This is a genomic window from Lentzea sp. NPDC042327, assembly GCF_040647275.1.
Classification (GTDB): Bacteria; Actinomycetota; Actinomycetes; order Mycobacteriales; family Pseudonocardiaceae; genus Lentzea.
Window position 1 is genome coordinate 382,718 of the sequence record NZ_JBEZBX010000006.1, and the last position, 26,614, is coordinate 409,331.

Genomic DNA, 26,614 nt, shown 5'->3' on the forward strand with positions numbered 1-26,614 from the left:
CACCACGCGACCATCACGTCTGTGGCAGACAGTGCACACGGTGGCCTACGACCTGGTGTCGCTGATGTCGTTGAAGGAGAGCACGTGATCACCACGCGACCATCACGTCTGTGGCAGACAGTGCACACGGTGGCCTACGACCTGGTGTCGCTGATGTCCTTGAAGGAGAGCGCGTGACCGTGTCCCGCACCGGCGGTGATGTCGTCGTCGAGACGTTGGAGGCTTTGGGCGCGAGCACCGTCTTCGGCATCCCCGGCCAGCACGCCCTCGGCCTGTTCGACGCGGTGCGGCGCTCAAAGCTGCGGTACGTCGGCAGCCGGACCGAGGTCAACGCCGCGTTCGCCGCCGACGGCCACGCGCGGATCACGAGGTCCGTGACGCCGTTGCTCGTGTCGACCGGGCCGGGTGCCCTGCAGACGTTGGCCGGTCTGCAGGAGTCAGCGGCCGCATCGGCGCCCGTGCTGGGCATCTCGTCGCAGATCCCGCTGGCGGGCCTTGGTGGCGTGCGCGGCGGGTACCTGCACGAGCTGACGGACCAGCTGGCGTCGTTCCGCCACATCGTGAAGCACGCGCGCGTTGTCCGGCGTGCGTCGCAGATCCCGTCGGCGTTGGCCGAAGCGTGGGAGATCGCGCTGACGGCACCGCACGGGCCCGTGTGGCTGGAGATCCCGCAGGACGTGCTGCTCGGACCGGCCGGGGTTCCGCCGGTGACGTCGGTGTCGTGGTCGCCGCGCGCGCTGCCCCCGCGGCCGGAGCTGGTCGCGGAAGCGGTGCGGTTGCTGGACGGTGCTGAACGGCCGGTGGTCCTGGCCGGCGGTGGAGCGTCCGGGCCGGAGCTGGTGGAGCTGGCCGAGAAGCTGCGCGCGCCGGTCGTCAGCACGTTCGGCGGCAAGGGCAACTTCCCGTGGGAGCACCCGCTGTCGGCGCAGTCGTGGCTGGAGGACCGGCACACCACGGAGTTCCTGGCCGACGCGGACGTGCTGCTGGTGGCCGGCTCCGGCCTCGGCGAGCTGTCCAGCAACTACCGCACGTTCCGGCCGCGCGGCACGGTGGTCCAGGTCGAGGCGGACCTCGGCAAGCTGGAGGCGAACTACCCCGCGCTGGGCATCCACGCCGACGCACGCCTCGCCCTGCGCGCGTTGGTCTCCGGTGTCACGGCCAGGGCCGCCGACGGCGTTGCCGAGCGCCGCGTCGCCGAGCTGCTGTCCCGGGTGCGCGAACGCTTGCGCGGTCAGGACCTCGACCTGGAGCTGGAGGTGCTGCACGCGGTGCGCGCCGCCGTGCCCGACGGCACCCCGACCTGCTGGGACATGACGATCCTCGGCTACTGGGCCTGGTCGGCCTGGGACCCGCGCGGTGGTGCGCAGTTCTCCGCCCAGGGCGCGGGCGGCCTCGGCTACGGCTTCCCCGCCGCACTCGGGGTCGCGGCGGCGGGCGGCGGACCGGTGCTCGCGGTCTCCGGCGACGGCGGTGCCATGTACGGCATCTCCGAGCTGGCGGTCGCCGCCCAGCACGGGTCGCGCGTGGTGTGGCTGATCGTCGACGACGGCGGCTACGGCATCCTGCGCGAGTACATGACCGACGCCTTCGGCCAGGCCAGCGGCACCGAGCTGGCCCGCCCGGACTTCGTCGCGCTGGCCGCGTCGTTCGGCGTGCCCGCCACCCGCAGCACCCCCGGGACGCTGCGGGAGGACCTCGCCAAGGCCTTCGCGGACGGCGGACCGCACGTGGTGGTCCTGCCCGCCGTGCTGCGCATGTTCGCCCCCACGCACCTGGAGCACCCGTGATCGTCGCGAACCTCGTCAACGGCACCTCCGCCCCGGCCGCGGCCACCTCGCCGCTCGTCGACCCCGCGACGGGCCTGGAGACCGGCCGCGCCGCCGTCTCCCGCGCCGCCGAGGTCGACGCCGCCGTCGCTGCTGCCGCCGCCGCGTTCCCCGGCTGGTCGCGCACCACCCCGGCGGACCGCCAGCGGGCCCTGCTGGAGCTCGCCGACCTGGTCGAGGCGAACGCGGACGCCCTCGCCGACGCCGAGGTCCGCGAGACCGGCAAGATCCGCTCGGTGCTGCTGGACGAGGAGGTCCCCCAGTGCGCCGACCAGCTCCGCTTCTTCGCGGGCGCCGCCCGCGCGCTGGGCACCGCCGCGGCCGGCGAGTACCTGCCGGGCCACACCTCCTACCAGCGCCGCGAGCCGGTCGGGGTGATCGCGCAGATCACCCCGTGGAACTACCCGCTGATGATGGCCGTGTGGAAGATCGCCCCGGCGCTGGCCGCGGGCAACACGGTGGTCCTCAAACCCGCCGACACCACCCCGTCGTCCACGGTGCTGCTCGCGTCGCTGGCCGCACAGGTGCTGCCGCCGGGCGTGTTCAACGTCGTCCTGGGCGACCGCGACACCGGCCGGCTGCTGGTCGAGCACCCGGTGCCGGCGATGGTGTCGCTGACCGGCTCCACCCGCGCCGGCGTCGAGGTGGCCCGGTCCGCGGCCACGACGGTGAAGCGCCTGCACCTGGAGCTCGGCGGCAACGCGCCGGTGCTGGTCTTCGACGACGTGGACGTCACCGCGACGGCGGAAGGCGTTGTGGCAGCGGCGTTCTACAACGCCGGGCAGGACTGCACCGCCGCGTCCCGCGTGCTGGTGCACACCGCGGTGCACGACGAGCTCGTCACGGCGTTGGTGCGGGCCGCCTCGGCACAGGTGCCCGGAACGGACTTCGGGCCGCTGAACTCGCAGGCCCAGCTCGACCGCGTGCTCGGGCTGCTCTCCCGGACCACCGGGACGGTCCACTGTGGAGGGAAGCGGCACGGCTCTGCCGGGTTCCACCTGGAGCCCACGGTGGTGTCCGGCCTGTCCCAGGACGACGAGCTCGTCCAGGAGGAGGCGTTCGCGCCGGTGATCACCGTGCAGCCGTTCACCTCCGACGACGAGGCCGTGGCGCTGGCCAACGGCGTCCCGCAGGGGCTGGCGTCGTCCGTGTGGACGCGGGACGTCGGCCGTGCCACCGCGGTGAGCGCCCGGCTCGACTTCGGCATCGTGTGGGTGAACACGCACGGGCTGGTGGCCTCGGAGATGCCGCACGGCGGGTTCGGGGCTTCCGGTTACGGCAAGGACCTGTCGATGCACAGCCTGGAGGACTACACGCGCATGAAGCACGTGATGATCGCGCACTGACGCGCTGTTGACCTCCACTTAGCTGGAGCTCCTAGCGTTCGTGCCATGTTCGCGATTCGGCAGCACGAGTTCGGTCCGGCGGAGAACCTGCGCTTCGAGGAGGTGCCCGACCCGGAGCCCGGTCCCGGTCAGGTGCGCGTCACCGTGGCCGCCGTCGGCGTCCACTTCGTCGACACCATCATCCGCAAGGGCGGGTTCGGGCCCGTCGACTTCCCGACGACCCCGGGGCGCGAGGTCGCGGGCGTCGTCACCGCGGTCGGTGCCGGGGTGACGAGCGACTGGGTCGGGCGCCGGGTCGTGACCCACCTCGGCATGGGCGGTGGCGGGTACGCCGAGCTCGCCGTCGCCGCGGTGGAGGCGCTGCACCCGGTGCCCGACGACGTTTCGTTCGAGGCGGCCGTCGCGATGATCGGCACCGGCCGCACGGTGGTCGGCGTGCTGGACGTGGCCCGGCTGACGGCGGACGACGTGGTGCTGGTGACGTCCGCGGCGGGCGGCATGGGCACGTTGTTCGTGCAGGAGGCGCGCGCCGTGGGTGCCCAGGTGATCGGGCTCGCGTCGGGCACGAAGCTCGACCACGTGATGGCCAACGGCGCCGACGCCGCCATCGACTACACCCGGCCCGGCTGGGGCGACGCGCTCAAGGACATCACCGTCGTGCTCGACGGCGTCGGCGGCGAGGTGGGCACGGCGGCGCTGAGGACGCTCGGCGTCGGCGGACGCACGATCATCTACGGCTGGGCGTCCGGGACGGCCACCGACACCAGCGTCGACAACCTGTACCCGAAGTCGCTGACCGCGGTGGTCGCGCTGGGGCCGGGGCTGCTGCGGCGCGGGCTGCGGGCGCTGGAGGACGAGTCGATGGCCGGGCTGGCGAGCGGGCGGTTCGTGCCCGCGGTCAACCCGCCGTTCGCGCTCAAGGACGCGGCACGGGCGCACGAGGCGCTGGAGTCCCGTGCCACCGTGGGCAAAGTGGTGCTCAAGCCGTGAAGCAGGGGCCGTTCCCGCGAACGGGAACGGCCCCTGCACCAGCGCTCCGTCAGGCCTGGACCGGCACCTCGACGAACTTCTTGCCCGCGGTGTTCTCGACGACGACGGACTTGACGTCGTTCGGCGCGACCAGCGCGGAACCGTCGAGGTTCGTGCCCTCGGCCGCACCCTTCTTCGAGACGAGCCAGGAGCCCGCCTCCTGCCGGGTGCCGTCCTTGGCCACCACGAAGATGCGGCACTTCTCGCCCTCGGGGATGCCCGCGATCGCGAAGTTGGTCCGCACCCAGCCGGTGGCCGGGACGACCTTCACGGTCATCGACGCACCGGTCACCGCGTCGGTGGCCGTGGCGAGCTTCGTGCCCGCCGGGTCGGGGGCGACGCTCTGGGTCGGCTGGGCGATGCCGCCGTCGCCGCCGGGCGAGGTGGCCTTGCCGACGAAGACACCGGCACCCAGGACCAGGGCGGCCACCACCGCGGCGGCGGCTCCCAGGGTGATCTGACGACGGCGGGCGACACCGCCGCGTTCCGAGCGCACCTGGCGCAAGGTGCGCTGCAACACCAGATCTCCGCCCTCCGGCGGGCCGTCGAGCATCGCCTCCGGTGGCACCTCGCCGAGGAAGGCCTCCATGGCGCGGAGGTCCTCCAGCTCACGGGTGCAGCCGGGGCAGGACGCCAGGTGCTGTTCCACCTCGCGCACCTCCTGCTCGTCGAGTGCTCCGAGGACGTAGGCACCGAGCAGCTGCGGATCGTGCTGCGTGGTCATCCGGCCACCCCCTTCAGTGCGACCTGCTGACCGCCGAACGTCTCCCTCAGGGCCCGCAACGCGTAATACGACCTGGACTTCACCGTTCCCGGTGGCACCCCCAGGGCCTGTGCCGCCTCCGTGACGCTGCGGCCGCGGAAGTAGATCTCCATCAGCACGTCCCGGTGGTCGGACGACAACCGGTCGAGCGCTTCGAGCACCACCACCGAGTCGACCACCTGGTCCGCGTGGTCGCGCTCGACCGGGGGCGTGGCCGGCGACTCGGCCACCTCCTGCGGGCGCGCCGCCTTCGCGCGCACCCGGTCGGTGACGATGTTGCGCGCGACGGTCAACAGCCAGCCGCGCACCGATCCCTTGCCGTTCACGAGGGCGTCGGGGTGGCGCCACGCGCGGACGAGGGTCTCCTGGACCACGTCCTCGGCCGCCGCCCGGTCGCCGGTCAACCGCGTCGCGTACGCCAGCAGCGCCCGACCGTGCTCCTCGTAGAGCGACCGGATCAGTGCCTCGTCGGCCGCTGTCTCCCGTTTGCGGGAGAACAAAGCCGCCATCCACCCACTCCTCCCCGCCCACGAACACCTCGTGTGGGCGTCCTGTTCCAAGACCTCAGCCGACACACGAGCGGGCACGGGCTTCGGTTCAACGGAGTTCCGACGAAAGTGAGGCGGATGGTAGCGGTGGCGGTGCCGCGGCTCACCGCATCCGGTTCAGGTGCGCGGCCAGCTCCCGCATCGCCGCGTCGGGCATGACGTTGATGAACATGCCGTGGTCGGTCGCCGGGTCGCGCAGCTCCTCGGCGAAGCTGTCGATAGCGAACGGGCGGCCCGCGGGGATCTCGTAGCCGACGGTGACGTGCAGGCGCGGAACGGGGAACGTCTTGGGCGGGCACGCGCCCCCGGCCGACGCGAACACCACGTGCGTGCGGTGCGAGGCGCTGTCGGTGTTGTTGCCGTCCCAGCAGCTCGGGAAGTCGTAGGTGCGCAGGGTCCGCACGCCCGGCGCGCACAGCGGGTACTTCGTCGTGTACCGGTCCGGCTGGTCGGCGCAGCCCCACCTGGCCCGCGCGTTCGGGCCGTAGCCGGTGGTGAACGCGGTCGGGTCACCGGTGATCAGGCGCAGGAACCGCGGCATCGGCAGCACGTCGCTGACCGGGCTGCCGTCGTAGCGGACCTCCACGCTCGCCGGGGGCAGCACCTCGCCGGTGTTGCCGTGCAGGCCACCGCCGTCGGCGTGCGCGTCGTGACCCGTTCCGTCGGTGAGCCGCAGCACCGGCCAGTAGTAGGTGGAGCGGTCGTCCTCCTCGCACGTGGACGAGGCCTGTGCGAGAGAGGCGTTCGTCGACATCGCGTCGGCCGACTCGTTGCCCACGTACTCGTGGGTGTGGTGCGCGCCGAACGGGATGCCGGGCGACACGACCGGGTTGTCGGCGTTGAGGTGGCGCTTCTCGTTGGTGCCGCAGCGGATCACCACGCCGGGGGTGTCCGGCTCGGTCCACGCGTGGTCGAGCTCGCTCACGAACATGTCGGCGCCGGGCGTGCCGTTCGAGGTGCCGCCCAAGAGCACGACCCCGGCGGCCACGACGACGATCACCGCGAGCACCGCGACGACGACGGTCGTCGGTCTGGTCGGTGCCACGGCACCAGCCTGCCCTGTGCGGTGCGGCGGCGACAGACCGGGGTTCCGCCCCGGGGTCTCCCACACCGGCCGGGTGGCGTGGGAGATCCGCCCGTGCGGTCAGGAACGCCGAGGTCAGCCCGCCGTGATCAGCGGCTGCCGGTCGTGGTCGACCACGCTCACCCCGGACACGTCCGCCGCGCGGACCATCGCCGACCCTGCCAGCGTGACCTCGCCCTCGTCCGCACGCCAGGAGCCGGCGGTGAACGTCCGGCCGTCCTTCGTGTGCACGACCAGCCAGCAGGCCTTCCCGTCCGGCACGCCGTCGACCGTCGCGACGAGCCGCAGTCCGCCCTCGGTGTCGGTGACCGCCACGGCCAGATGCGCCCCCTCGGACGAGGTGCCCCGCAGGACCGCGTCAGCGGCCTCGGAGCCGTGTCCCAGCCACACTCCCCCAGCCAGCACACCCGTGACCACGAAGGTCGTCGTCAGTGCCGTGATGCGTCCTCGGCGCCGCACGGCGTGATCTCTCTCTTGGCGGACCGTGCCCAACGTGCGCTGCAGGACGTGGTCCGCGTTCGGCGGTGGACCGTCGAGCGAGGCCTCCGGTGGTGGCTCATCCCTCGGCAACGGGCACGGAACGCGGGAACGCCGCACTTCTTCTCCTCTTCCGCAGTACCGCGCTCTCGCGGTGACCGACACCTTCAGAACGGGTCGCGGAGGAAGTTGGTTCACCGTGGACACAGAAAGGTGATCAGTCCCGAAGTGCGTTCTTGACCGGGCCGCTGAGCAGGCCATACGGTGTCATATATGATATATGACCGACCGGGAGCACCTCCCGCGTCGCGCACGGACTTCGTTCTGGAATCGATCAAAGAAGCGATTCTCAACGGAAAGCTGAAGCCCGGTCAGCCGCTCGTGGAAACAGATCTCGCCGCGTGGCTGAGCGTGTCGAAGACGCCGGTGCGGGAGGCGCTGAAGACCCTGGCCGGGTCCGGGCTGGTCGTCCAGAGCCCGTACAAGGGCGTCGCCGTGCGCACGGTCGACGCCGCGCTGGCCACCGCGGTGTACGACGTGCGGGTGCAGCTGGAACCCGAGGCGCTGCGCCGCGCGGTGGTGCTCGGGGCGTCGTTCGAGGAGGCCGGGCTCGCGCTGGAGGACACCGGCGACCTCGCGCGCCGCAGCCTCGCCAACCGGCGGTTCCACCGCGCCCTCTACGCCGGCTGCGGCAACCCGCTGATGGTGCAGATCCTCGACGGGCTGCACGACCAGGCGGCGCTCGTCACCGTCGCCGGGTGGGGCATCCGCCCGACCTGGGAGGCCGAGGCCGCCGAGCACCGCGCCGTCCTCGCCGCCGCCGTGGCCGGTGAGAGCAGCCGCGCCGCCGTGCTGCTGCGCGACCACCTGAAGACGTTCGCCGACCGAGTGACCCAGGAGCTCGCCGATGTCGTTCGATGACCTGTCCGAACAGCTCGCGTCCGTCGTGGCGGTCACGGTGACGCCGTTCGACGCCGAGGGGGCCGTGGACGAGAAGGCCTGCGCGACCGTGGTCGACCGGGTGGTCGACGGCGGGATCACCGTCGTCACGCCGAACGGCAACACCGGCGAGTTCTACGCGTTGTCCCCGGCGGAGACCGAACGCGTGCTGCGGGTCACCGTCGACACCGCCGCCGGACGGGCCTCGGTGCTCGCCGGTGTCGGGCACGACCTGGACACCGCCGTGCGGGCCGCCCGGTTCGCCGACGCGCACGGCTCGAACGGGGTCATGGTCCACCAGCCGGTGCACCCGTACCTGTCGCTGGAGGGGTGGGTCGGCTACCACCGGGTGATCGCGGACGCCGTGCCCGAGCTGAGCGTGGTGCCGTACGTGCGGGACCCGCGGATCGGCGGCGAGCAGATCGCCGCGCTCGCGGACGCGTGCCCGAACGTGGTGGGCGTGAAGTACGCGGTGCCGGACCCGGTGCGGTTCGCCGCGGTGGCGCGGGACGCGGGCCTGGACCGGCTGACCTGGGTGGCGGGGCTCGCGGAGCTGTCCGCACCGGGCTGCTTCGCCGTCGGCGCAACGGGTTTCACCTCGGGGCTCGCGAACGTGTCCCCGCAGCTGGCGGTGCAGCTGCTGCGCTGCCTGCAGGCCCGTGAGGCCGGTGCGGCGATGCAGCTCTGGGAGTTCGTGCGCGGGTTCGAGGAGCTGCGGGCGGCGGACGGGTCGGCGAACAACGTGTCCGTGGTGAAGGAAGCGCTGGCGCAGCTGGGTGTGTGCCGCCGGGACGTGCGCCTGCCCGCGAGCGTGCTGGACGAGGCAGGCCGGTCGGCCGTGGGTGTGGTGCTGAGCTCGTGGAGCCTGCTGTGACGCCTTCCGGGAGGAGGTTGCGCAGCGCCGCGTGGTTCGAGGGCGAGGGGCTGCGGGCGTTCTCGCACAACGCCCGGATGCGCCAGCTCGGGCTGAACGCGCAGGAGCACCTCGGCAAGCCGGTCATCGCGATCCTGAACACGTGGAGCGGCATCAACCCGTGCCACATGCATCTGCGCGAGCGCGCGCAGCAGGTCGAACGCGGCGTGTGGCAGGCGGGCGGGTACCCGGTGGAGTTCCCGGTGTCCACGCTGTCGGAGACGTACCAGAAACCGACGCCCATGCTGTACCGCAACATGCTGTCCATGGAGGTGGAGGAGATCCTCCGCTCCTACCCGGTCGACGGCGCGGTGCTGATGGGCGGGTGCGACAAGACCACGCCGGCGTTGCTGATGGGGGCGGCCTCCGCCGGTCTGCCCGCGATCTTCGTGCCGGCCGGGCCGATGCTGCGCGGGAACTGGCGCGGGCAGCGGCTCGCCTCCGGCACCGACATGTGGCGGTTCTGGGACGAGAAGCGCGCGGGGACGATCACGGACGCCGACTGGGCGGAGATCCAGTCAGGGCTCGCCCGCTCCCCCGGCACGTGCATGACGATGGGCACGGCGTCGACGATGACCGCGGCGGCGGAGGCGCTCGGCCTCACGCTGCCCGGCGCGTCGTCGATCCCGGCCGTGGACTCGGCGCACCACCGGATGGCGGCCGCCGCCGGTCTGCGCGTCGTCGAGATGGTCGGGGAAGGACTGGCGATCGGTGACGTGCTGTCGCGCGAGGCCTACGAGGACGCGGTGCGCACCGTGCTGGCGCTCGGCGGGTCGACGAACTCGTGCATCCACCTGATCGCGATGGCCGGGCGGTCCGGAATCCCGTTGTCGCTGACCGACTTCGACCGGCTGTCGCGCGAGGTGCCGGTGCTCGCGTCCGTGCAGCCCGCCGGCGAGCACCTCATGGAGGACTTCCACTACGCCGGTGGGCTGCGCGGACTGCTGTCGCGGTTGAGGGACACCCTGCACCTGGACCGGACCACCGTCACCGGTCGCACGTTCGGCGAGGACCTCGACGGTGCCGAGGTGCACGACCCGTCGGTGATCCGGCCGCTCGACGACCCGATCTCACCCGAGGGCGGGCTCGCGGTGCTGCGCGGCAACCTCGCGCCGGACGGTGCGGTGATCAAGTACGTGGCGGCGGACCCCGCGCTGTGCAAGCACACCGGTCCCGCCGTGGTGTTCCACGGGTACGAGGACCTGCGGGCGCGCATCGACTCGCCCTCGCTGGAGGTCGCGGAGGACTCGGTGATCGTGCTCGCGGGAGGTGGCCCGAAGGGCGGGCCCGGCATGCCCGAGTACGGGATGCTGCCGATCCCGGACAAGCTGCTGCGGCGGGGTGTCCGGGACATGGTCCGCGTGTCGGACGCCCGGATGAGCGGAACTTCTTACGGTGCCTGCGTTCTGCACGTCGCACCGGAGGCCCACGTCGGCGGGCCGCTGGCGTTGGTGCGCGACGGCGACCTCGTGACGCTGGACGTCGAGGCGCGGGTGCTGCGCGTCGAGCTCCCCGACGAGGAGCTGGACCGGCGGCGGGCCGCCTGGGTTCCGCCGGCGCCGACGTTCGAACGCGGGTACGGCGCCCTCTACTACGAGCACATCACGCAGGCGAACGAGGGCTGCGACTTCGAGTTCCTGGCCCGCCCCGGCACCACCCCCGACCCGAACGCGCGCTGAGCGCCCTACCCCGGCTCCACCGGCAGCGAGGGGAGCACGGCGCTAGGCCTTGGACTCGACGCTGCCGATCGTGGCCGGAAGCCGGTCCTGGGCCTCCTGCCAGTCGTTCATGCCGTAGAGCTCGGTGCGCAGGTAGGCCACCACGAGCTCGCGGACCGCCTGCACGCGCTGCGGGTTCTCGTCGGTGGTCTCGGCGACGTCGTAGCCGGAGACGCCACCGAGACCGTGCTCGCCGCCGGCGAGCGTGAGCAGCGCCTTGCGGCCGGGCGCCAGGTGGTACGGGTCGGCGTGCCACGACGGACCGGCGGTGGTGAGGTGCTCGGAGCCGTCGTTGTCCCCGGCCACCACGAGCGCAGGGGTGGTCATGCCCGAGAAGTCCGTGGTGGCCATGAACCCGTAGTGCTCCTTGACGAAGTCGGTCAGCGCGTCACCACCGCCGGTCGCGGCGAGCAGGACGCCGGCCCTGACCCGCTCGTCCCTCAGGCTGACGCCCTCGGTGGTCATGCCGAGCAGCAGGCTCGCGGTGTGGCCGCCCATGGAGTGCCCGACGACGGCGACGCGGCCGGTGTCGAGGCGACCCTGCAGCTGCGGCACGGCCTTGACGACCTCGTCGAGCCGGTCGAGCAGGTGCGACAGGTCCTCGGCCCTGGAACGCCAGAACAGCGGTGCCCCCGGCGTGTCCGCGGGGAGGTCCAGGGTGCGGGAGCTGAGGTGCGTCGGCTGCAGGACGACGAAGCCCTGCTCGGCCCAGTGGTCGGCCAGCGGCGCGTAGCCGTGCAGCGAGGACAGGTGGTTCGAGTAGCCCTGCCCGTGCGACAGCAGGATGATCGGCAGCGCGGTGCCCTCGGTCGGCGCGGAGACCTTCAACTGCAGGTCGACGGGCCTGCCGGGGATCTGGAGCACGACGGGGCTCACCGTGAGGACGGTCATGGGTTTCCCTTCGAGTAAGCTTCAGCCGCGTAATCGGAGCGACGTTCCGGAACGATACGGAGCACTGTTCCGCTTTGTCAACCGTGCCTCGGAGAGGAGTGCCGTGCCACCACGCAAGCGGTCCGACGCCGTGCGCAACGAGCAGACCCTGCTCGCCGCCGCGGCGGCCGTGTTCGTCCGTTCCGGCGTCGACGCCCCGATCAGGGAGATCGCGGCCGAGGCCGGCGTCGGCATGGGCACGATCTACCGCCACTTCCCCACCCGCGCCGACCTCGTCGTGGCCGTCTACCGCCACCAGGTCGAGTCGTGCGCGGCGGCGGGCCCGGAACTGCTGGCCGCCGCGGACTCCGCGTTCGTCGCATTGCGACGGTGGGTCGACCTGTTCGTCGACTTCCTGGTGACCAAGCACGGCCTGGCGCAGGCGCTGCAGTCCGACGACAGCGGGTTCGCCTCGCTGCACGCCTACTTCCTGGACACGCTCGGGCCGGTGTGCCACGCGCTGCTGACCGCGGCGGCCGACGCCGGGGAGGTTCGCGGGGACGTCCAGCCGTACGAGCTGATGCGCGGCATCGGGAACCTGTGCATCGGGCAGGCCGACGAGCGGTACGACCCGCGGCGGCTGATCGCGCTGCTGCTGGACGGGCTCCGCTGGACCTGACTCCCCGCACCGCCCCTGCCGGGACTTGACGCCGACCGCCCTGCGCACCCGTCATGATGGGCCCAACCGGCAGCTGAGGGCGAGGTACCAGTGGCAGTCACCATCCGCGACGTGGCACGCAGGGCGCACGTGTCGGTCGCCACCGTGTCGCGCGCGCTGACCTCACCCGAGCTGGTGCGCCCGGAGACCCGGTCGCGGGTGCTGGCCGCCGCCGCGGAGCTGGGGTACCAGCCCAACCGCGCGGCACGGGGGTTGATCACCGGCAAGACGGGCAACATCGGCATCGTCGTGCCGGACCTCGACAACCCGTTCTTCACCGGTGTGCTGAAAGCGGTGCAGGCGCGGGCTTTGCAGGCGGACTACGCGGTGTTCGTGGCCGACAGCGACGAGGACCCGGTGGCCGAGGCGCGGCTGGTGCACGCGATGGCCAAGCAGGTGGACGGGGTCGTGCTGTGCGCGCCGGGGCTGGAGGACTCGCAGGTCTACGAGGTGGCCGGGGCGACGTCGCTGGTGCTGCTGAACCGGCGGCTGCCCGGGGTGCCGTCGGTGCTGATGGACTCGGCGGGCGGGATGCAGGCGGTCGTCGACCACCTGGTCGCGTTGGGACACCGGCGGATCGCCTACCTCAACGGGCCGCGCACGTCGTGGTCCAACCAGGAGCGCCGGCGCGGGCTGCTGACAGCGGTGGCACGGCACGGGATCGAGCTCGTCGACCTCGGCCCGTTCGCGCCGCGCTACGAGGGCGGGTTGCAGGCGGCGGACCTGGCGGTGGCGGCGGCCACGACGGCGGTGGTCGCCTACAACGACATCATGGCGCTCGGGGTGCTGGCGCGGTTGCGGGACCGCGGGATCTCCGTGCCGGGCGAGGTGTCGGTGACCGGGTTCGACGACCTCACCTACGCGGCGCTGTGCTCGCCCGCGCTCTCCACCGTCGCGATGCCCGTCGCACAGGCCGGGCGGACCGCGGTGAACCTGCTGCTGGACTGGTTCGACTCCGACCACGACGAGGTGCCGCAGGTCGTGCTCGGCACGCAGCTGATCGTGCGCGGGACCACCACACCGCCGAAGAAGTAGGGCCCGGCAAGCAAAAGGCGGCCCCGGCCAGCGCCTGGGGGGAGTGCGCTGAAAGCCGGGGCCGCGAGAGCGGCTGGGCCCGAGGGGGGAGGGGGCCGTGCGCCGCTGGTGCACCACTCTGCCCTGGGATCGGGAAGAAAGCCAGGGTGGATGTACCTGTTTTTGGATTTCTCGTACGTACGGGTTACGCGTAGAGACCTTCGTACAACGGGGAGTGAAGGCGGTGCACCACGGACCGCTTGACCTTCAACGTGGGCGTGAGCTCACCTTCCTCCTGCGACAGATCCCTTGCCAGCAGCACGAACTTCTTCACCTGGGAAACACCGGCGAAGTGCGAGTTCGCTTCGTCGACGACTTCCTGCACGAGCGCGCGCACGTCCGGGTGAGCCACCAGTGACTCGATGTCGCCGGGAAGTCCACGCGACGCCGCCCACGGACCGATCTCGTCCGCGTCCAGTGTGATCAGAGCCACACAGTACGGTTTGCGGTCGCCGTACAGCACCGCGTGCGAGATCCACCGGGACTGGCGCAGGGCGTTCTCCACGTTGGCGGGCGCGATGTTCTTGCCGCCCGCGGTGATGATGATGTCCTTCTTGCGCCCGGTGATCGTCACGAAACCGTCCTCGTCGATCTCGCCGAGGTCGCCGGTGTGCAGCCAACCGTCCTCGATGGTCTCCGCCGTCGCCTCGGGGTTGCGCCAGTAGCCCGCGAACACGTGCGGGCCGCGCATCAGCAGCTCGCCGTCCTCCCCCAGCCGCATCTCCAGCCCCGCGATGCCGGTGGCACCGACCGAGCCGAGCTTGAAGCGCTCCAAGGTGTTGATGGTGCCGATCGCGGTCGACTCGGTCATGCCGTAGCCCTCCAGCACCGGCACCCCGGCCGCGTGGAAGAACCGCAGCACCTCGGTGGAGATCGGCGCGGCACCGGACAGCGCCTGCTCCAGCCGGCCGCCGAACACCGCGCGCACGTTCGCGAACAGCGCGTCGGCCTGCTCGAACGCCGCCGCCATCTCGGCGGGCACCGGTTCGCCCGCGGCCCTGCGGCGCCGCACCTCCAGGCCCAGCGCGACCGCCTGGGACAGTTGCGCGGGCTCGACGGCCGACGTGACGAACGTGTAGATCTTCTCGAAGATCCGCGGCACCGACGGCAGGAACGTCGGCCTGACCTCGGCGAGCTCGGGGATGACCGCCTTCATGTCGCCGCCGAAGTAGGCGAGCTCGCCGCCGCGGTACATCGTGCTGAACATGACGATCTGCGCGAAGACGTGCGCCAGCGGCAGGAACAGGTAGACCGTGCCCTGCATGGCGTCGATCCGGGTCTCCTCGGCCAGCAGGCACAGGGCGACCCAGTTGCCGCTGGTCAGCACGCACCCCTTGGGCGGGCCGGTGGTGCCGGAGGTGTAGATGATCAGGCTCGGGTCGTCCGGGTGGACCGCCGCGCGGCGGGAGTCGAGCTCGGCGGCCAGCGGCGAGGTGCGGCCGGTGTCGCCCAGCTGCGCCACCGTCGGCCGGTCGCCGGCGGGCTCGATCGTGAACACCGCGCGCAGCTCGGGCAGCTCACCGCGCACCGCCTCGACCTTGGCGCACTGCTCCTCGTTCTCGGCGACCACGACGGACGCACCGGAGTCGCCGATCACCCAGGCGATCTCCTCCGGCGTGCTGGACGGGTAGATCGGCACGACGATGCCGCCCGCCGCCAGCACGGCCAGCTCGACCGCCACCCACTCGTACCGGGTGCCGGCGAGCACGCACACCCGGTCCCCGGAGGACAGTCCCGCGTGGACGAACCCGGACGCGAGCTCCAGCACCAGCTCCGCGACCTCGGCGAAGGTCCGCTGGTGCCACCGGCCGTCCTCCTTGTACCGCCACGCCACCGCGTCGCCGTACGCCTGCTCCGCGAGGAACGGCAGGTCGGCGGTGCGGCGGACGGCTTTCAGGGCGTTCGGGCTGGTGACTCCTGCGGTCATTGCGGCTCCTGCGCGCGTCGGGGTGGGGGGATCAGGCGGGAACGACCTGGACGCGGGTGCCGTTGAGCACGGCGGTCCCGGAGAGCGGGTCGATCCGGAGGTCGTCGGTGAGGAGGTTGACGTTCACGCCGGCGTGCTCGCGGGCCACGGACATCCGCGTGCCGGGCTGGTCGTGGCCCCAGCCGTGCGGCATCGACACGACACCGGGCGCGATGTCGGCGGTGACCTCGACGAGCACCTCGACCTTGCCGACGCGGGAGGTCACCTGGGCGGTGCCGCCGTCGGTCAGCCCGATCCGCTCGGCGTCAGCGGGGTTCACCTGCAGCGTGCACAACGGCTTGCCCTTCACCAGCGCGGGCACGTTGTGCATCCAGGAGTTGTTGGTGCGCAGGTGCCTGCGGCCCACGAGGACCAGGTCGGTCTCGGGCGCGGTGAGCGCGGAGAGCACGCGCGGCAGGTCGTCCACGACGGCCTGCGGGGTGAGCTCGACCTTGCCGGACGCGGTGCGCAGGACCTCCGGCAGGCGCGGGGTCAGCGGACCGAGGTCGATGCCGTGCGGGTTCTCCAGCAACTGCCGCAACGACACCCCGTACGCGCCGGTGCGGAGCTTGAGGTCCAGCAGGCGTTCCTCGCGCGTCTCCCCCTCTGGCTCGAAGTCGGCGCCGGCCTTCTCCTTCAGCCCCGCGAGCTGGACCGCGGCCACCGCGTCGAGGTCGGCGTCCGGGCCGAGCCCGCTGAGGATGGTCGCGAGCCGGAAGAAGATGTCCGCCTCGTCGACGCGGTCCTCCTCCAGCGGGATCGGTGCGCGCGAGTACTTCACGACGTTGCGCACGGAGTTGCTGAAGAACGCGAGGTCGTAGTGCGCGCGCCGGGACGGCGGCGGCGTGGGCAGGATGACGTCCGCGTGCCGGGTGGTCTCGTTGAGGTACGGGTCGACGCTGACCATGAACTCCAACGACGCGAGGGCGTCGCTCACGCGTGCGGAGTTCGGCAGCGACAACGCGGGGTTGCCGCCGATCGTGAACAGCGCGCGCACCTGGCCTTCGCCGGGCGTCTCGATCTCGTCGACCATCGTGACGGCGGGGAACTCCCCCATCACCTCGGGGTGGCCCTTGACCCGGCTGTGCCAGCGGCCGACGCCGAACCCCTTGCCCCGTCCGGGGCCGCGCCGGGTGTGGGCGGGCAACGGCCACATCACGCCGCCCGGCCGGTCGAGGTTGCCGGTGAGGACGTTGAGCGTGTCGATCGCCCACGACGCGACCGTGCCGAACTCGACGGTCGTGGTGCCGATGCGCCCGTAGACGGCGGCGCGCTCGGCAGCGGCGAGCTGCCGGGCCAGGGCGCGGATGGTCGCCGCGGGCACGCCGGTGCGCTCCGCCACGGCGTCCGGGCCGAAGCCGGCGACGAGCGCGCGGACCCGGGTGTGGTCGGTGACGTGCTCCGCGAGGTCCTTGAGGTCGACCAGGTCCTGCGCGAACAGCTCGTGGACGAGGGCCAGCAGCAGGAACACGTCGGTGCCCGGCCGGATCACCACGTGCTGGTCGGCGGCAGCAGCGGTGCGGCTGCGGCGCGGGTCGACCACGACGAACGACCCGCCGCGCCGCTGCAGCTCGCGGAACCGGCCCGGCACGTCCGGCACCGTCCACAGGCTGCCGTTGGAGGAGAACGGGTCCGCGCCCAGCACGAGCATGAAGTCGGTGCGGTCGATGTCGGGCACCGGGATCGAGAAGACGCTGCCGTACATGTGGCCGCACTGGACCTGCTTGGGCATCTGGTCGACGGTGCTGGCGGTGAAGACGTTGCGGCTGCCGAGCGCCTTGCGCAGCGGTCCGGCGTACAGGCCGCCCGCGAGCGAGTGCACCACGGGGTTGCCCAGGTACATCGCCACGGAGTCGCGGTCGGGGAAGTCCTTCAGCCGCTCGTCGACGTGCGCGAACGCCTCGGCCCACGTGACCTCGACGAACTCGCCGTCCCGCTTGACCAGCGGCGCCCGCAGGCGGTCCGGGTCGGCGTCGAGCGCCCCCAGCGAAGCGCCCTTGGGGCAGATGAAGCCCCTGCTGAACTCGTCGTCGCGGTCACCGCGCACCTTCGTGATGCGGTCGCCGTCGACCGTCAGCTCCAGCCCGCACGTCGCCTCGCACAGCGGGCAGGTCGTGAACACGGTGCTCATGCGTCCCCTTGTCCGGCTTTTTTCCCCAACGCGTACCGATCGGCGGCCACCGGGCGCAAGCGCCCTGCCGAGGTCAACCCGAACAGCTCACTGACCGCCCCCGCAATCATGTCGGGCCGGCGCAGGGTGTGCTCGAAGCGGAAGCCGACGACCGCGCGCGAACCGCCGAGCAGCCCGGTCAGGTGCACCGACTCGTCCTGGTCGGGGCCGTGGCAGACGACCCGCCCGAACGGCGCCAGAGCGGCCAGGGAGGCCTCCAGCGCGCCGCCGGGGTCGAGCACGACGTCGACCCGCTGGTCCTCGTTCGCCCGGACGAGCCGCGCGGCCAGACCGTCCCGGCCGGAGTCGACGGCGACGTCCGCGCCGAGCGCCACCGCCGTTCGCCGACGGTCCTCGCTCGATTCCGTGGCGATCACACGGCCCGCTCCGAAGCTGCGCGCGAGTTGGACGGCTATCGCACCGACCTCGCTCATCGCGTCGTGCACGACGATCGTCTCGTCCGGCCCGAGGTGCGCGCACGTGCGGAGGAGGTGCCACGCCGTCGTGCCCGCTCTGGCCAGCACCAGTGCTTCGTCATCGGTGACACCGGCGGGGACGGGCAGGTGCACCCGGCCGGCGATGACGACGACACGACGGCCACCGTCCTCGACCCGGACCTCGTCGACCGCCGCCGCTGTGCGCATGAACCCCATCTCAGGGGTGCGCGGCGCCGGGCTGTAGTGCGGCTTCCACAACAGCTAAGGAACCGGCGCCCCGGTGCGGCCGGGTGAGCCCACCACCCGGCTGGGACCCCGGCTCAGCGCTGCTGCCGGGCGTCCAGGACGCGGGCGAGCTCCAGCCGCGACGACACGTGCAGCTTGGCGTAGACGCGGGACAGGTAGACCTCGACCGTGCGCGGGCTGTAGTGCAGGGCGGCGGCGATGTCCCGGTTGCGCATCCCCTGCTGCACCAGCCGCGCCACGTTCTCCTCGGCCTCGGTGAGCAGCCCCGGTGCCTTCGACCGCGCTCGCGGCACCTTGGCGCCCAACGCCCGCAGGCGCGTTCCCGCCCGGCGGCGCAGACCGTGGACGCCGAGCCGCTGGAACGTCGTGTACGCCTGCACGAGCGCCGGCACCTCGTCGCCGGTGACCTCGCCGAGGGCCAGCTGCGCACGGGCCTTCTCGAACTCCAGCCCGCCCAGCGCGGCCTCGGTCACGGCCTCCCGCACGGGGTCCGGATCGCGGTGCACCAGGCCGGTGACCCGCCGCAGGGTCGTGCGCGACCACGGTGACACCCGCTGCGACGAGACGGCGGTGAGCCGGTCGAGGGTGTCGAGCGCGCTGTCCGTGCGGCCGCGGTCCAGGTCGAGCTCGATGGTGCGCGCGACGAGGACGCACGAGTAGGGGGCCTCGAACCGGTCGCCGACGTCGGTCAGCAGCAGCGCGCAGGCGTCCTGGACGGCACCGCGGGCGACGAGGTGGTCGGCCAGCGCGATGGTGTGCAGCCGCGCCATGTTCACCGACCCCGGCGCGGGCAGCTCCGCCAGCCGCGCGGCCACGTCCAGCTCGCCGCGCCACGTGCGGATGGAGAGCTCGACCGCCTGCAGCACGCCCAGCGCCTGGTCGGCCCGCGCGGCCTCGACGTCGGCCCGCCAGCGGCCGATGCCGTCGAGCGCCGCGTCCCAGCGCCCGCCGAGCCAGTCGAGCATCACGCGGGCGGAGGCCCGTTCGGCGCGGAACCCGTGCGAGCCCACCTGGTCGACGAGCTCCTCGGCCCGCCGCAGCCGCCACGACGCGTCGTGCACCAGCCCGGTCAGCGCGCTGGTCGAGGCGCACACCGACAACGCCTGCAGCTCCAGCATCGGCTGCCCCGCGCTGCACGCCAGCGCGCGGTTCGCGTACTCGACCGTCTCGTCGTGGCGGAACAGCAGCGACGTCAGCATCGCGAGGTGCTCGTTGACGATCACGCCCTCGGCCGGTGAGCCGACCGGCACCGCCGCGACCCGCGCCACCTCGGCCGCCGCGTCCGCGTGCCGCCCGGTGTGGACGAGCAGCACCGCGCGCTGGGCCTGCAACGTCGCGGGCGCGCCGGTGCCGGCCACCTCTCGGTCGGCCAGCTCCATCGCCTCGGCAATGCGCCCGACGGAGAACAGCGAGGAGATCACGGCCGTGGCGACGCGGGCGCGTTCCGTCCCCGCCGGCAGGGTCTCCAGCGCGGCCAGGCCGGGACCGACCGCGAGCGCGGGCCGGGACGCCCGCGCGAGCACCCTGCACTGCAGCGCGAGCAGCTCACCGCGTTCGGGTGCGTTGTGCGGCAACAACTGCAGCGCCCGCCCGCACAACGCGGCCGCCGTCTCGGGTGCCGTGGACCGCGCGAGCCCGGCGGCCTCGGCGAGCACCGCGACCGCGGCCCGGTCACCGGGCGCGGCGGACTCGGCGAGGTGCCACGCGAGCTGCAGCAGGTCGACGGGCAGGCCCTGCGCGCGGTCGTCGAGCAGCCGCGCGGAGATCAGGCTGTGCAGGTGGCGGCGCTGGGCAGGGCCGACCTCGTGGTAGAGCGCCTCGCCGACCAACGCGTGCGAGAACCGGTACCCGCGCTCGTCGTCGTGCACCACGATGTGCGCGCGCAGCAACTCGTCGAACGCCTCGACGACCGTGAGCTCCGGCAACGACGCGACCCTCGCCAGCAACGGGATCTGGTCGAGCCGCACGCGCCGGAACACCGACACGGCCCGCGCGACCACCCGCGTGTCGTCCTCCAGCGGCGCCACCCTGCGCAGAACGGCCTCCCGCCGGGTCAACCGGATCGCGTCCGGCGGCACGGACAGCCGCACCCGCCCGCCGTCGAGCGCCACCAGGTCGAGTTCCCGCAGCGACCGCGCGATCTCGGTGACGAAGAACGGGTTCCCGTCGGCCCGCTGCTGGACCTCCCTGGCCAGTGCCTCGTCCACGGGTGCCTGAAGCACCGCCGCCACGATCCGCGCGACGTCCGCGTCCGGCAGCGGGGCCAGCTCGATCCGCACGACCTCCGCGTGCTGCTCGACCCGGTCCAGCAGGTGCTCCGCCCCCGGCTCGCCGACGTGCGACCGGCTCGCGGTGACCAGCACGAGCGGGGCCGCCGCCACCCGCCGCAGCACCAGCCCCAGCAACGCCAGCGAGTCGTCGTCGACGTGGTCGAGGTCGTCGACCAGCAGCGCCGCGGGCCGCGCGGCGGTGAGCTCGGTCAGCAACCGCACGACCTGGTCGCAGGCGCGCCCGAACCAGGCACCGGAGTCGTCGGTGACCTCCAGCGCCGCCAGTGCTTCCGCGTGCGCGCCGACGGCCGGCGTGCCGGTGCCGGGGTCGAGGCTCCGCACCGCGGCGAGCACCGCGCCGTACGGGATGCGCTTGCCCAGCACGTCGGAGGCGGAGGTGAGGACGCCGCAGCCGCGTTCCCGCAGGCGGCGGGCGAGCTCGGTGAGGAGGCTGGTCTTGCCGATGCCCGGTTCACCGGTGATCGCCACCGCGACCGTGCCGGTGGCCGGGGCGTGCTCGACGCAGGTCAGGACGGCGTCCAGCTCGGCGGCGCGGCCGAAGAACCGCGGGGTGGCGCGCAGCGGAGTGTCGGGGATGACGGCCTCCTGGGTCGGGCAGGGCTGCTCCGCAGTGTTCCACGGAGGCGGGACGGCGGGTGCGATCCGGTTGCGGGGCCGGGTGCACGGGGTAGGAAGGGGGTATGGATCCGGTCAAGGCGTTGAAGCAGGTGGCCTTCCACCTCGAACGAGCGGGCGAGCCGACCTACCGCGTCCAGGCCTTCCGCAACGCGGCCGCCGTGCTGGCCGAGCTCACGCCGGAGGACGTCGAGGAACGCGCGCGGCTCGGCACGCTGACCGACCTGAAGGGCGTCGGGAAGTCCACCGCCGGCGTCGTCGCCGACGCCCTCGCGAACCGGGAGCCGCGGTACCTCGCCAAGCTCCGCCACGTCGACCTCACCGGCGGCGAGGAGCTGCGGGCGCGGCTGCGGGGCGACTGCCACGTGCACTCCGACTGGTCCGACGGCGGCAGCCCGATCAGGGACATGGCGGAGGCGGCGCGCGACCTCGGGCACGAGTGGATGGTGCTGACCGACCACTCGCCGCGGCTGACCGTCGCGAACGGACTGTCGCGGGAGCGGTTGCTGAGGCAGCTCGACGTCGTGGCGGAGCTGAACGCGGAGCTGGCGCCGTTCCTCGTGCTGACCGGGATCGAGGTCGACATCCTCGACGACGGGTCGCTCGACCAGGACGACGACCTGTTGGAGCGGCTGGACGTCGTGGTCGCGAGCGTCCACTCGAAACTCAGGATGCCGCGCGCGGAGATGACCGAGCGGATGCTCACGGCCGTGGCGAACCCGCACGTCGACATCCTCGGCCACTGCACCGGACGGCTCGTCGTCGGCAAGGGGCGGCCCGAGTCGCAGTTCGACGCCGAGCGGGTGTTCGAGGCGTGCGCCGAGCACGGCACCGCGGTGGAGATCAACTCACGGCCGGAGCGGCTCGACCCGCCGCGGCGGCTGCTGTCGCTGGCGGTCGACGCCGGGTGCACGTTCTCGATCGACAGCGACGCGCACGCGCCCGGCCAGCTGGACTGGCTGAGCTACGGCTGCGCGCGGGCGCAGGAGTGCGGGGTCGACCCGGACAGCGTGATCAACACCCGACCGGCAGCGCTGCTGACAGCCGGGTGAGGTGCCGCGCGCCGGTCGTGTGACTGGGCTCCCACCGGGCACCGCCAGGGGCCCAGCGCGTACCGCTACACCGGCAACGGCCTCATCCGGTCCGGCATGTGCGCCCGCAGCGCGTCGTGCAGCGACGACACCCCGGCGGCGTCCAGCACCAGGGAACCACCGGCGCAGGCCAGCTCGGCCTCCCCGGTCCGCTGGTCCGGCACGTACGTGAGCTCCACGTCCGGCACCGAGCACGACTCGGCCGCGCGGATCGCGACCAGCAGCTCCGACACCCGCTCGTACCCCAGCCGCGTGCTCCACCGCACCGCGGCCGGGGGACGGACGAACAACCGGAGCCCTCCTGCGGCACGGCGAACTTCCACGCACGTCAACACCGCTGCACCCTTCCTGCAACCCTGTTTCACGGCGAGACTAGCCAGGACCGCGCCGCATCAGAGGCCGCCATCACCCGTTCGGTTCACCGGCAGCAGGGCTTCTCGAACTCGGAATTCCGTGCGGTGGAGAAGTCCTCCACCAGCGGGACTCCGGTCGGGCGGCGTCGCCGGGCTCGCGGACGAGCGTCCGGCGGAATGTCGCGTCCTGGGGCGAAGCGGAAAAACCATCTGCACCCGAAGGAAGCATGCCCTCGCGGTCCACGGGTGATGTCGCGATGCGCGGACAGCACGCACGTCATCACTCGGAGTGACCGTCCGAAGTGGACTAAACCCGATGTGTAACACCGGGAGCGACGGGTACTCACCCTTCGACGACCCAATCTGAGGAGGAGGTTTCGTGACCACCATTGAGAAGTCGGTGGACGTCCACGTGCCGGTGAGCACGGCGTACAACCAGTGGACCCAGTTCGAATCCTTCCCGGCGTTCATGGACGGCGTCGAGAAGATCGACCAGATCACGCCGACCAGGACCCACTGGACCACGAAGATCGGTGGTGTCGTCCGCGAGTTCGACGCGGAGATCACCGAGCAGCACCCCGACGAGCGCGTCGCGTGGACGGCCGTCGAGGGCACGCCGCAGGCCGGCGTGGTCACGTTCCACCGGATCGACAACGACACGACGCGGGTGCACGTCCAGATGGAGTTCACCCCGGAGACCATCACCGAGAAGGCCGGAGCGGCGCTCGGCGTCGTCGGCCACCGGGTGGAGGGCGACCTGAAGCGGTTCAAGGAGTTCATCGAGAACCGCGGTGTCGAGACCGGAGCGTGGCGGGGCGACGTGACGCCGCCGCCCCAGGTCTGATCGTGGTGCCCGTTGACGCCAGACCAGCACGCGGCGTTCGAGGAGCTCGCCCGCACCGCCCGTGACTCGTCGCGCTACTACGCGCTGCGGGACCGGCTCGTGCGCGAGTACCTGCCGCTCGCCCGGCACATCGCTCGCCGCTTCAGCGAACGCGGCGAGCCGATGGAGGACCTCGCCCAGGTGGCGGCGGTCGGGCTGATCAACGCCATCGACCGGTTCGACGTGGGCCGGCAGACGGACTTCCTGTCCTACGCCGTGCCCACGATCACCGGCGAGGTCCGCCGCCACTTCCGCGACCAGTGCTGGGCCGTCCGCGTGCCCCGGCGCCTGAAGGAGCTGTGCGACTCGATCGACGGGGCCACCGCCGAGCTGTCGCACCGTTCCGGGCGGTCTCCCACCCCCTCGGAGATCGCCCGGCACCTCGGCGTCGGGCTCGCGGACGTCTACGAGGGGTTGCGCGTCGAGAAGAACGTCGCGGTCGCCCCGCTGGAGGCGCTGCAGGACAACTCGGCGGACGACCCGGCACTGGAAGGCGTGGAGATCCACGAGGCCCTGCAGCCCATGCTGCGGGGCCTTCCCCGTCGGGAACGCACGATCGTGGTGCTGCGGTTCTTCGGCCGGCTCACCCAGACGGAGATCGCCCGCAGGGTCGGCATCTCCCAGATGCACGTCTCGCGACTGCTGACGAAGTCGCTGGAACAGCTGCGCAACGACCTGCTGGCAGACGAGTGACGTGGGCGAGCGGGAACGCCCGTCCCTGGTGATACTGACGGGATGACCCGGTTGCGGTGGCCCCAGAAGCTGGCGATCGGCACCGGCGCCCTGCTCGCGCTGTGGGCCGTCGCCGGCTTCTTCGTGACCGGTTTCTCGCCGTTCGCCACCGAGACCGGCACGTGGGTGCTCGGCCTGCGGGTCAACCCGCTGCAGAACGCGCTGCACCTCGTGTTCGGGGTCGCGCTGCTGCTGTCGTTCCGCAACCTCAGGGCGCTGAGCGGCACGGCGTTGCTGGTGGCAGCGGCACTCCTGGTCACGTTCGGCCTGGGCACGGCCCGCTACGACGAGCAGGTCGTGAACGTGCTGAACGTCAACCCCGGCAGCAACGTGCTGCACCTCCTCGCCGGGTTCGCCGCACTGGCGGTGGCGCAGGGCGCGGTCTGGTGCCGCCGGTGCGACCGCGCCCCGCGGCTCAGGAGGTCCTGAGCCGGGGCCCGCGGCTCAGGGCGTCCTGAGCAACCGCAGCACCGCCCGTTCCGGGTCGCCGCCGCCGATCACCGTGCCGCTCTCGAACGCCTCGACCAGGCGCGGGTCCACGTAGGACTTCCGCGCGACGGCCGGGGTGTTGCCCAGGTGCTCGGCCACGTCCTTCATCACCGCGCTGATGGCTCGCTTGGTGGGCTTGCCGCGCTCGCGCAGCGCCTCGGCGAACGCCTTGGCCGCGGCCACCGTGGCGTGCCAGGTCCGCAGGTCCTTGACCGTGAACTCGTCGCCGACCAGCTCGCGGAACCGCTCGTTCACGTCGTAGGCGGTCATGTCGAACACGCGGCAGTCCGGGGTCCGGTCCCTGAGCAGCGTCCGGACGGCGCGGGCCAGCTGCGGGTCGGTGATCTCCTCGTCGACCTGCACGCCGTGCTTGGCCGGGAAGCGGAACCTGACCCGGTCGCCGCGCACCTGGAGGTGCTCGCAGAGCAGCGTGGCCACGCCGTGGCTGCCGTTCTCCTCCGCGTACTCCTCGTGGCCGACGCGGAAGACGCCGAGGTCGAGCATGCGCAGGGCGATGGCGAGCAGGCGGGTGCGGCCGCGCTTCCTCATGTCGGCGACGATCTGCGCGCGGAACTTCGGCAGCTTCGGGGCCAGCTTCAGGACGCGGTCGAACTTCTCCGCGTCCCGGTTCGTGCGCCACTGCTCGTGGTAGAGGTACTGGCGCCGGCCGGCGTCGTCCACACCGATCGCCTGGATGTGCCCGTTCGGGTGCGGGCTGATCCACACGTCCCGCCACGCCGGTGGGATGACCAGGGCCTTCACCCGCGCGACCTCGTCGGGGCCGAGGGGCTCGCCCGCGGTGGTCGCGTAGCGGAAACCCTTGCCGTGACGACGGCGGGTCCAGCCAGGACCTGCGGTGTTGCTGCGGCGGAGTCTCACCTGGACACCTCGTGGTTGATCAGCATGGGTGCCGGGTACCCGCTCGCCGATGAAAGATGACTGCGCCGTCGGTGTGGAACGGGGGTTCCTCCTCGTCGACCCCTGGTCACGGCGGCCGGTGGCACTCGCACCGCAGGCTGCACGCGCACGTGGGGGTGCCTTCGACGGCGGCGGCGCCGGAGGCGTCGAACGCGCTGCGGCCCTGGTCGCCGGCGCTGCTGGTGCACTCGTCGCACCCGCGCTGCGCGAACGCGGCGCGCTGTCTACTGTGGAGCGCCAGATCGACTGGCTGCGGCACAACGGCTGCGGAGCCGCATGCCGTCGCTCCGACCCCGAGTCCCCCGTGGACATGCTGATCGCCCGAACGCGTGAGGAAACCTGATGCGCCTCCCTGCTCCCCGCGGCCACATGAGCGCCGCGCTGGTCGCCGCACTCCGCTCGGCACCGGGGCCGCGACCGGCCCTGCTCGTCAGCGGCGGCACCAGGGAGCCCGCGGCGGACGACGACCTGCAGCTGTCGCTGTGGATCTGCTACGAGCTGCGCACCCGCAACTTCGACGACGTGCACCCGGCCTGGGACGACCACCCGGCGGCGGCCCAGTTCCTCGCCGTTCTGGAGGCCCGCTGGGAACAGGGCCTGCGCGCGCTGGAGGAGACGACCCCGGCGGTGCCGCTCGACCCCGCCGCGCGGGCCGAGCTGCGCAAGCACCACGCGTTCTGGCACCCGCGCCGCGAGATGCGCTCAGCCCTGCGCGACCTCCACGGCGACGCCTACGGCTCCCGCGACGAACGCACGCACTCAGTGCTGTTCACCGTGACGCTGCGGGACCTCGACTGCGGCACCGGCGTCGACGACATGCCCGTCGCCACCCTGGCGCTGGCCAACGCGCTGAGCCTGTTCGGCCTCCACCGGCGCCTCGTCGGCGCGCTCGTGGGCTTCCTGACGGCGGTCGACACGATCGGCGGCGACCCGTTCGCCCAGCTGCTGCCCGTCCAGTGCCCGCCGGACGACGTCCGGCTCGGCTTCACGGCGTGCCACGAGCTGCACGCCCGGCTCGTCCAGCACGTCCACACCGCCTGTGAGGCAGGCCGCTCTTCCCTGCGGGGCCGCTGGCTGCTCACCAGGGGCCGCGTTAACGTGGGATGCTGAACGCCGCG

At 72.5% G+C, this 26,614-nt stretch carries 25 protein-coding genes; 14 read left to right on the forward strand and 11 right to left on the reverse strand.

Going from position 1 to position 26,614, the window contains the following annotated elements; genetic code table 11:
* Nucleotides 1–179 precede the first annotated feature (179 nt).
* Genes AB0A63_RS18690 through AB0A63_RS18700 form a run of 3 tightly spaced genes read left to right on the forward strand, consistent with a single transcriptional unit; the run spans nt 180 to nt 4,162 of the window.
* Nucleotides 180–1,787 carry a thiamine pyrophosphate-binding protein gene (locus AB0A63_RS18690; protein WP_360392699.1) on the forward strand — a complete coding sequence of 536 codons (1,608 nt, stop codon included), beginning with the start codon at nt 180–182 and terminating at the stop codon, nt 1,785–1,787.
* Nucleotides 1,784–3,172: an aminobutyraldehyde dehydrogenase gene (locus tag AB0A63_RS18695; RefSeq protein ID WP_360392464.1), complete on the forward strand. Its 1,389-nt coding sequence runs from the start codon at nt 1,784–1,786 to the stop codon at nt 3,170–3,172. Before AB0A63_RS18690 ends, AB0A63_RS18695 begins: the two co-directional genes overlap by 4 nt.
* Nucleotides 3,173–3,217: 45 nt before the next feature.
* Nucleotides 3,218–4,162, forward strand: a complete 945-nt coding sequence (locus AB0A63_RS18700) for a zinc-binding dehydrogenase (protein ID WP_360392467.1) — start codon at nt 3,218–3,220, stop codon at nt 4,160–4,162.
* Between the two features lie 49 nt (nt 4,163–4,211).
* On the opposite strand, the gene AB0A63_RS18705 is transcribed toward AB0A63_RS18700, so the two are convergent.
* The 4 genes from AB0A63_RS18705 to AB0A63_RS18720 form a co-directional block, all read right to left on the reverse strand.
* Nucleotides 4,212–4,925, reverse strand: coding sequence for a zf-HC2 domain-containing protein (locus AB0A63_RS18705; protein ID WP_360392470.1), 714 nt, complete (start codon nt 4,923–4,925; stop codon nt 4,212–4,214).
* Nucleotides 4,922–5,473 carry a sigma-70 family RNA polymerase sigma factor gene (locus AB0A63_RS18710; RefSeq protein WP_360392473.1) on the reverse strand — a complete coding sequence of 184 codons (552 nt, stop codon included), beginning with the start codon at nt 5,471–5,473 and terminating at the stop codon, nt 4,922–4,924. The genes AB0A63_RS18705 and AB0A63_RS18710 overlap by 4 nt, the downstream gene beginning before the upstream one ends.
* 142 nt (nt 5,474–5,615) lie before the next feature.
* Nucleotides 5,616–6,557 carry a DUF1996 domain-containing protein gene (locus AB0A63_RS18715; protein ID WP_360392475.1) on the reverse strand — a complete coding sequence of 314 codons (942 nt, stop codon included), beginning with the start codon at nt 6,555–6,557 and terminating at the stop codon, nt 5,616–5,618.
* A gap of 114 nt (nt 6,558–6,671) precedes the next feature.
* Nucleotides 6,672–7,055 carry a hypothetical protein gene (locus tag AB0A63_RS18720; RefSeq protein ID WP_360392477.1) on the reverse strand — a complete coding sequence of 128 codons (384 nt, stop codon included), beginning with the start codon at nt 7,053–7,055 and terminating at the stop codon, nt 6,672–6,674.
* A 291-nt stretch (nt 7,056–7,346) separates the two neighbouring features.
* On the opposite strand from AB0A63_RS18720, the gene AB0A63_RS18725 reads away from it, so the two are divergent.
* From AB0A63_RS18725 to araD, 3 genes are read left to right on the forward strand one after another with little or no spacing between them, the layout of a single operon-like run.
* Nucleotides 7,347–7,994: a GntR family transcriptional regulator gene (locus AB0A63_RS18725; protein WP_360392480.1), complete on the forward strand. Its 648-nt coding sequence runs from the start codon at nt 7,347–7,349 to the stop codon at nt 7,992–7,994.
* Nucleotides 7,981–8,886 carry a dihydrodipicolinate synthase family protein gene (locus AB0A63_RS18730; RefSeq protein ID WP_360392482.1) on the forward strand — a complete coding sequence of 302 codons (906 nt, stop codon included), beginning with the start codon at nt 7,981–7,983 and terminating at the stop codon, nt 8,884–8,886. Before AB0A63_RS18725 ends, AB0A63_RS18730 begins: the two co-directional genes overlap by 14 nt.
* Nucleotides 8,883–10,604 carry an L-arabinonate dehydratase gene (gene araD / locus AB0A63_RS18735; RefSeq protein WP_360392484.1) on the forward strand — a complete coding sequence of 574 codons (1,722 nt, stop codon included), beginning with the start codon at nt 8,883–8,885 and terminating at the stop codon, nt 10,602–10,604. Before AB0A63_RS18730 ends, araD begins: the two co-directional genes overlap by 4 nt.
* A gap of 42 nt (nt 10,605–10,646) precedes the next feature.
* On the opposite strand, the gene AB0A63_RS18740 is transcribed toward araD, so the two are convergent.
* On the reverse strand, nt 10,647–11,534 hold the full coding sequence (locus tag AB0A63_RS18740) for an alpha/beta fold hydrolase (protein ID WP_360392487.1): 888 nt from the start codon (nt 11,532–11,534) through the stop codon (nt 10,647–10,649).
* 103 nt (nt 11,535–11,637) lie between these two features.
* On the opposite strand from AB0A63_RS18740, the gene AB0A63_RS18745 reads away from it, so the two are divergent.
* On the forward strand, nt 11,638–12,192 hold the full coding sequence (locus AB0A63_RS18745) for a helix-turn-helix domain-containing protein (RefSeq protein WP_360392490.1): 555 nt from the start codon (nt 11,638–11,640) through the stop codon (nt 12,190–12,192).
* Nucleotides 12,193–12,282: 90 nt separating this feature from the next.
* Complete coding sequence (locus AB0A63_RS18750; protein WP_360392493.1) at nt 12,283–13,266, forward strand: LacI family DNA-binding transcriptional regulator; 984 nt, start codon at nt 12,283–12,285, stop codon at nt 13,264–13,266.
* Between the two features lie 184 nt (nt 13,267–13,450).
* Here the strand turns inward: AB0A63_RS18750 and AB0A63_RS18755 are convergent, their stop codons facing one another.
* The 4 genes from AB0A63_RS18755 to AB0A63_RS18770 all read right to left on the reverse strand — a co-directional run bounded on the left by AB0A63_RS18755 (nt 13,451) and on the right by AB0A63_RS18770 (nt 21,057).
* Nucleotides 13,451–15,232, reverse strand: a complete 1,782-nt coding sequence (locus tag AB0A63_RS18755) for a long-chain fatty acid--CoA ligase (protein ID WP_360392496.1) — start codon at nt 15,230–15,232, stop codon at nt 13,451–13,453.
* 31 nt (nt 15,233–15,263) lie between these two features.
* Complete coding sequence (locus AB0A63_RS18760; RefSeq protein WP_360392499.1) at nt 15,264–17,402, reverse strand: molybdopterin oxidoreductase family protein; 2,139 nt, start codon at nt 17,400–17,402, stop codon at nt 15,264–15,266.
* On the reverse strand, nt 17,399–18,085 hold the full coding sequence (locus AB0A63_RS18765) for a zinc-binding dehydrogenase (RefSeq protein WP_360392502.1): 687 nt from the start codon (nt 18,083–18,085) through the stop codon (nt 17,399–17,401). The genes AB0A63_RS18760 and AB0A63_RS18765 overlap by 4 nt, the downstream gene beginning before the upstream one ends.
* 113 nt (nt 18,086–18,198) lie before the next feature.
* Nucleotides 18,199–21,057: an AAA family ATPase gene (locus tag AB0A63_RS18770; protein ID WP_360392702.1), complete on the reverse strand. Its 2,859-nt coding sequence runs from the start codon at nt 21,055–21,057 to the stop codon at nt 18,199–18,201.
* Between the two features lie 38 nt (nt 21,058–21,095).
* Between AB0A63_RS18770 and AB0A63_RS18775 the strand changes: the two genes are divergently transcribed.
* The gene (locus AB0A63_RS18775; RefSeq protein ID WP_360392505.1) at nt 21,096–22,082 is read left to right on the forward strand and encodes a PHP domain-containing protein; all 987 of its coding nucleotides are present in this window, start codon (nt 21,096–21,098) and stop codon (nt 22,080–22,082) included.
* Nucleotides 22,083–22,147: 65 nt separating this feature from the next.
* Here the strand turns inward: AB0A63_RS18775 and AB0A63_RS18780 are convergent, their stop codons facing one another.
* Complete coding sequence (locus tag AB0A63_RS18780; RefSeq protein WP_360392507.1) at nt 22,148–22,411, reverse strand: hypothetical protein; 264 nt, start codon at nt 22,409–22,411, stop codon at nt 22,148–22,150.
* 442 nt (nt 22,412–22,853) lie between these two features.
* On the opposite strand from AB0A63_RS18780, the gene AB0A63_RS18785 reads away from it, so the two are divergent.
* The 3 genes from AB0A63_RS18785 to AB0A63_RS18795 are packed head-to-tail and all read left to right on the forward strand — an operon-like array spanning nt 22,854 to nt 24,518.
* Nucleotides 22,854–23,318 (forward strand): SRPBCC family protein, encoded by a 465-nt coding sequence (locus tag AB0A63_RS18785; protein WP_360392510.1) that lies wholly within the window; start codon nt 22,854–22,856, stop codon nt 23,316–23,318.
* A gap of 12 nt (nt 23,319–23,330) precedes the next feature.
* Nucleotides 23,331–24,050, forward strand: a complete 720-nt coding sequence (locus AB0A63_RS18790) for a SigB/SigF/SigG family RNA polymerase sigma factor (RefSeq protein ID WP_360392512.1) — start codon at nt 23,331–23,333, stop codon at nt 24,048–24,050.
* A gap of 42 nt (nt 24,051–24,092) precedes the next feature.
* Nucleotides 24,093–24,518 (forward strand): DUF4383 domain-containing protein, encoded by a 426-nt coding sequence (locus tag AB0A63_RS18795; RefSeq protein ID WP_360392515.1) that lies wholly within the window; start codon nt 24,093–24,095, stop codon nt 24,516–24,518.
* 15 nt (nt 24,519–24,533) lie between these two features.
* Here the strand turns inward: AB0A63_RS18795 and AB0A63_RS18800 are convergent, their stop codons facing one another.
* The gene (locus tag AB0A63_RS18800; protein WP_360392518.1) at nt 24,534–25,457 is read right to left on the reverse strand and encodes a DNA topoisomerase IB; all 924 of its coding nucleotides are present in this window, start codon (nt 25,455–25,457) and stop codon (nt 24,534–24,536) included.
* Between the two features lie 49 nt (nt 25,458–25,506).
* Here AB0A63_RS18800 and AB0A63_RS18805 point away from each other — a divergent pair, with 49 nt between their 5' ends.
* Nucleotides 25,507–25,839, forward strand: a complete 333-nt coding sequence (locus AB0A63_RS18805; RefSeq protein ID WP_360392521.1) for a hypothetical protein — start codon at nt 25,507–25,509, stop codon at nt 25,837–25,839.
* The gene (locus AB0A63_RS18810) at nt 25,839–26,606 is read left to right on the forward strand and encodes an iron-containing redox enzyme family protein (protein WP_360392523.1); all 768 of its coding nucleotides are present in this window, start codon (nt 25,839–25,841) and stop codon (nt 26,604–26,606) included. Before AB0A63_RS18805 ends, AB0A63_RS18810 begins: the two co-directional genes overlap by 1 nt.
* Nucleotides 26,607–26,614 lie beyond the last annotated feature (8 nt).

Excerpts from the sequence above, each read along its gene's own strand:
- AB0A63_RS18700 (WP_360392467.1), top strand. The coding sequence starts at position 3,218 with ATGTTCGCGATTCGGCAGCACGAGTTCGGTCCGGCGGAGAACCTGCGC.
- AB0A63_RS18705 (WP_360392470.1), bottom strand. The coding sequence starts at position 4,925 with ATGACCACGCAGCACGATCCGCAGCTGCTCGGTGCCTACGTCCTCGGA.
- AB0A63_RS18710 (WP_360392473.1), bottom strand. The coding sequence starts at position 5,473 with ATGGCGGCTTTGTTCTCCCGCAAACGGGAGACAGCGGCCGACGAGGCA.
- AB0A63_RS18725 (WP_360392480.1), top strand. The coding sequence starts at position 7,347 with ATGATATATGACCGACCGGGAGCACCTCCCGCGTCGCGCACGGACTTC.
- AB0A63_RS18730 (WP_360392482.1), top strand. The coding sequence starts at position 7,981 with ATGTCGTTCGATGACCTGTCCGAACAGCTCGCGTCCGTCGTGGCGGTC.
- AB0A63_RS18740 (WP_360392487.1), bottom strand. The coding sequence starts at position 11,534 with ATGACCGTCCTCACGGTGAGCCCCGTCGTGCTCCAGATCCCCGGCAGG.
- AB0A63_RS18755 (WP_360392496.1), bottom strand. The coding sequence starts at position 15,232 with ATGACCGCAGGAGTCACCAGCCCGAACGCCCTGAAAGCCGTCCGCCGC.
- AB0A63_RS18760 (WP_360392499.1), bottom strand. The coding sequence starts at position 17,402 with ATGAGCACCGTGTTCACGACCTGCCCGCTGTGCGAGGCGACGTGCGGG.
- AB0A63_RS18765 (WP_360392502.1), bottom strand. The coding sequence starts at position 18,085 with ATGCGCACAGCGGCGGCGGTCGACGAGGTCCGGGTCGAGGACGGTGGC.
- AB0A63_RS18775 (WP_360392505.1), top strand. The coding sequence starts at position 21,096 with ATGGATCCGGTCAAGGCGTTGAAGCAGGTGGCCTTCCACCTCGAACGA.
- AB0A63_RS18795 (WP_360392515.1), top strand. The coding sequence starts at position 24,093 with ATGACCCGGTTGCGGTGGCCCCAGAAGCTGGCGATCGGCACCGGCGCC.
- AB0A63_RS18805 (WP_360392521.1), top strand. The coding sequence starts at position 25,507 with ATGAAAGATGACTGCGCCGTCGGTGTGGAACGGGGGTTCCTCCTCGTC.
- AB0A63_RS18810 (WP_360392523.1), top strand. The coding sequence starts at position 25,839 with ATGCGCCTCCCTGCTCCCCGCGGCCACATGAGCGCCGCGCTGGTCGCC.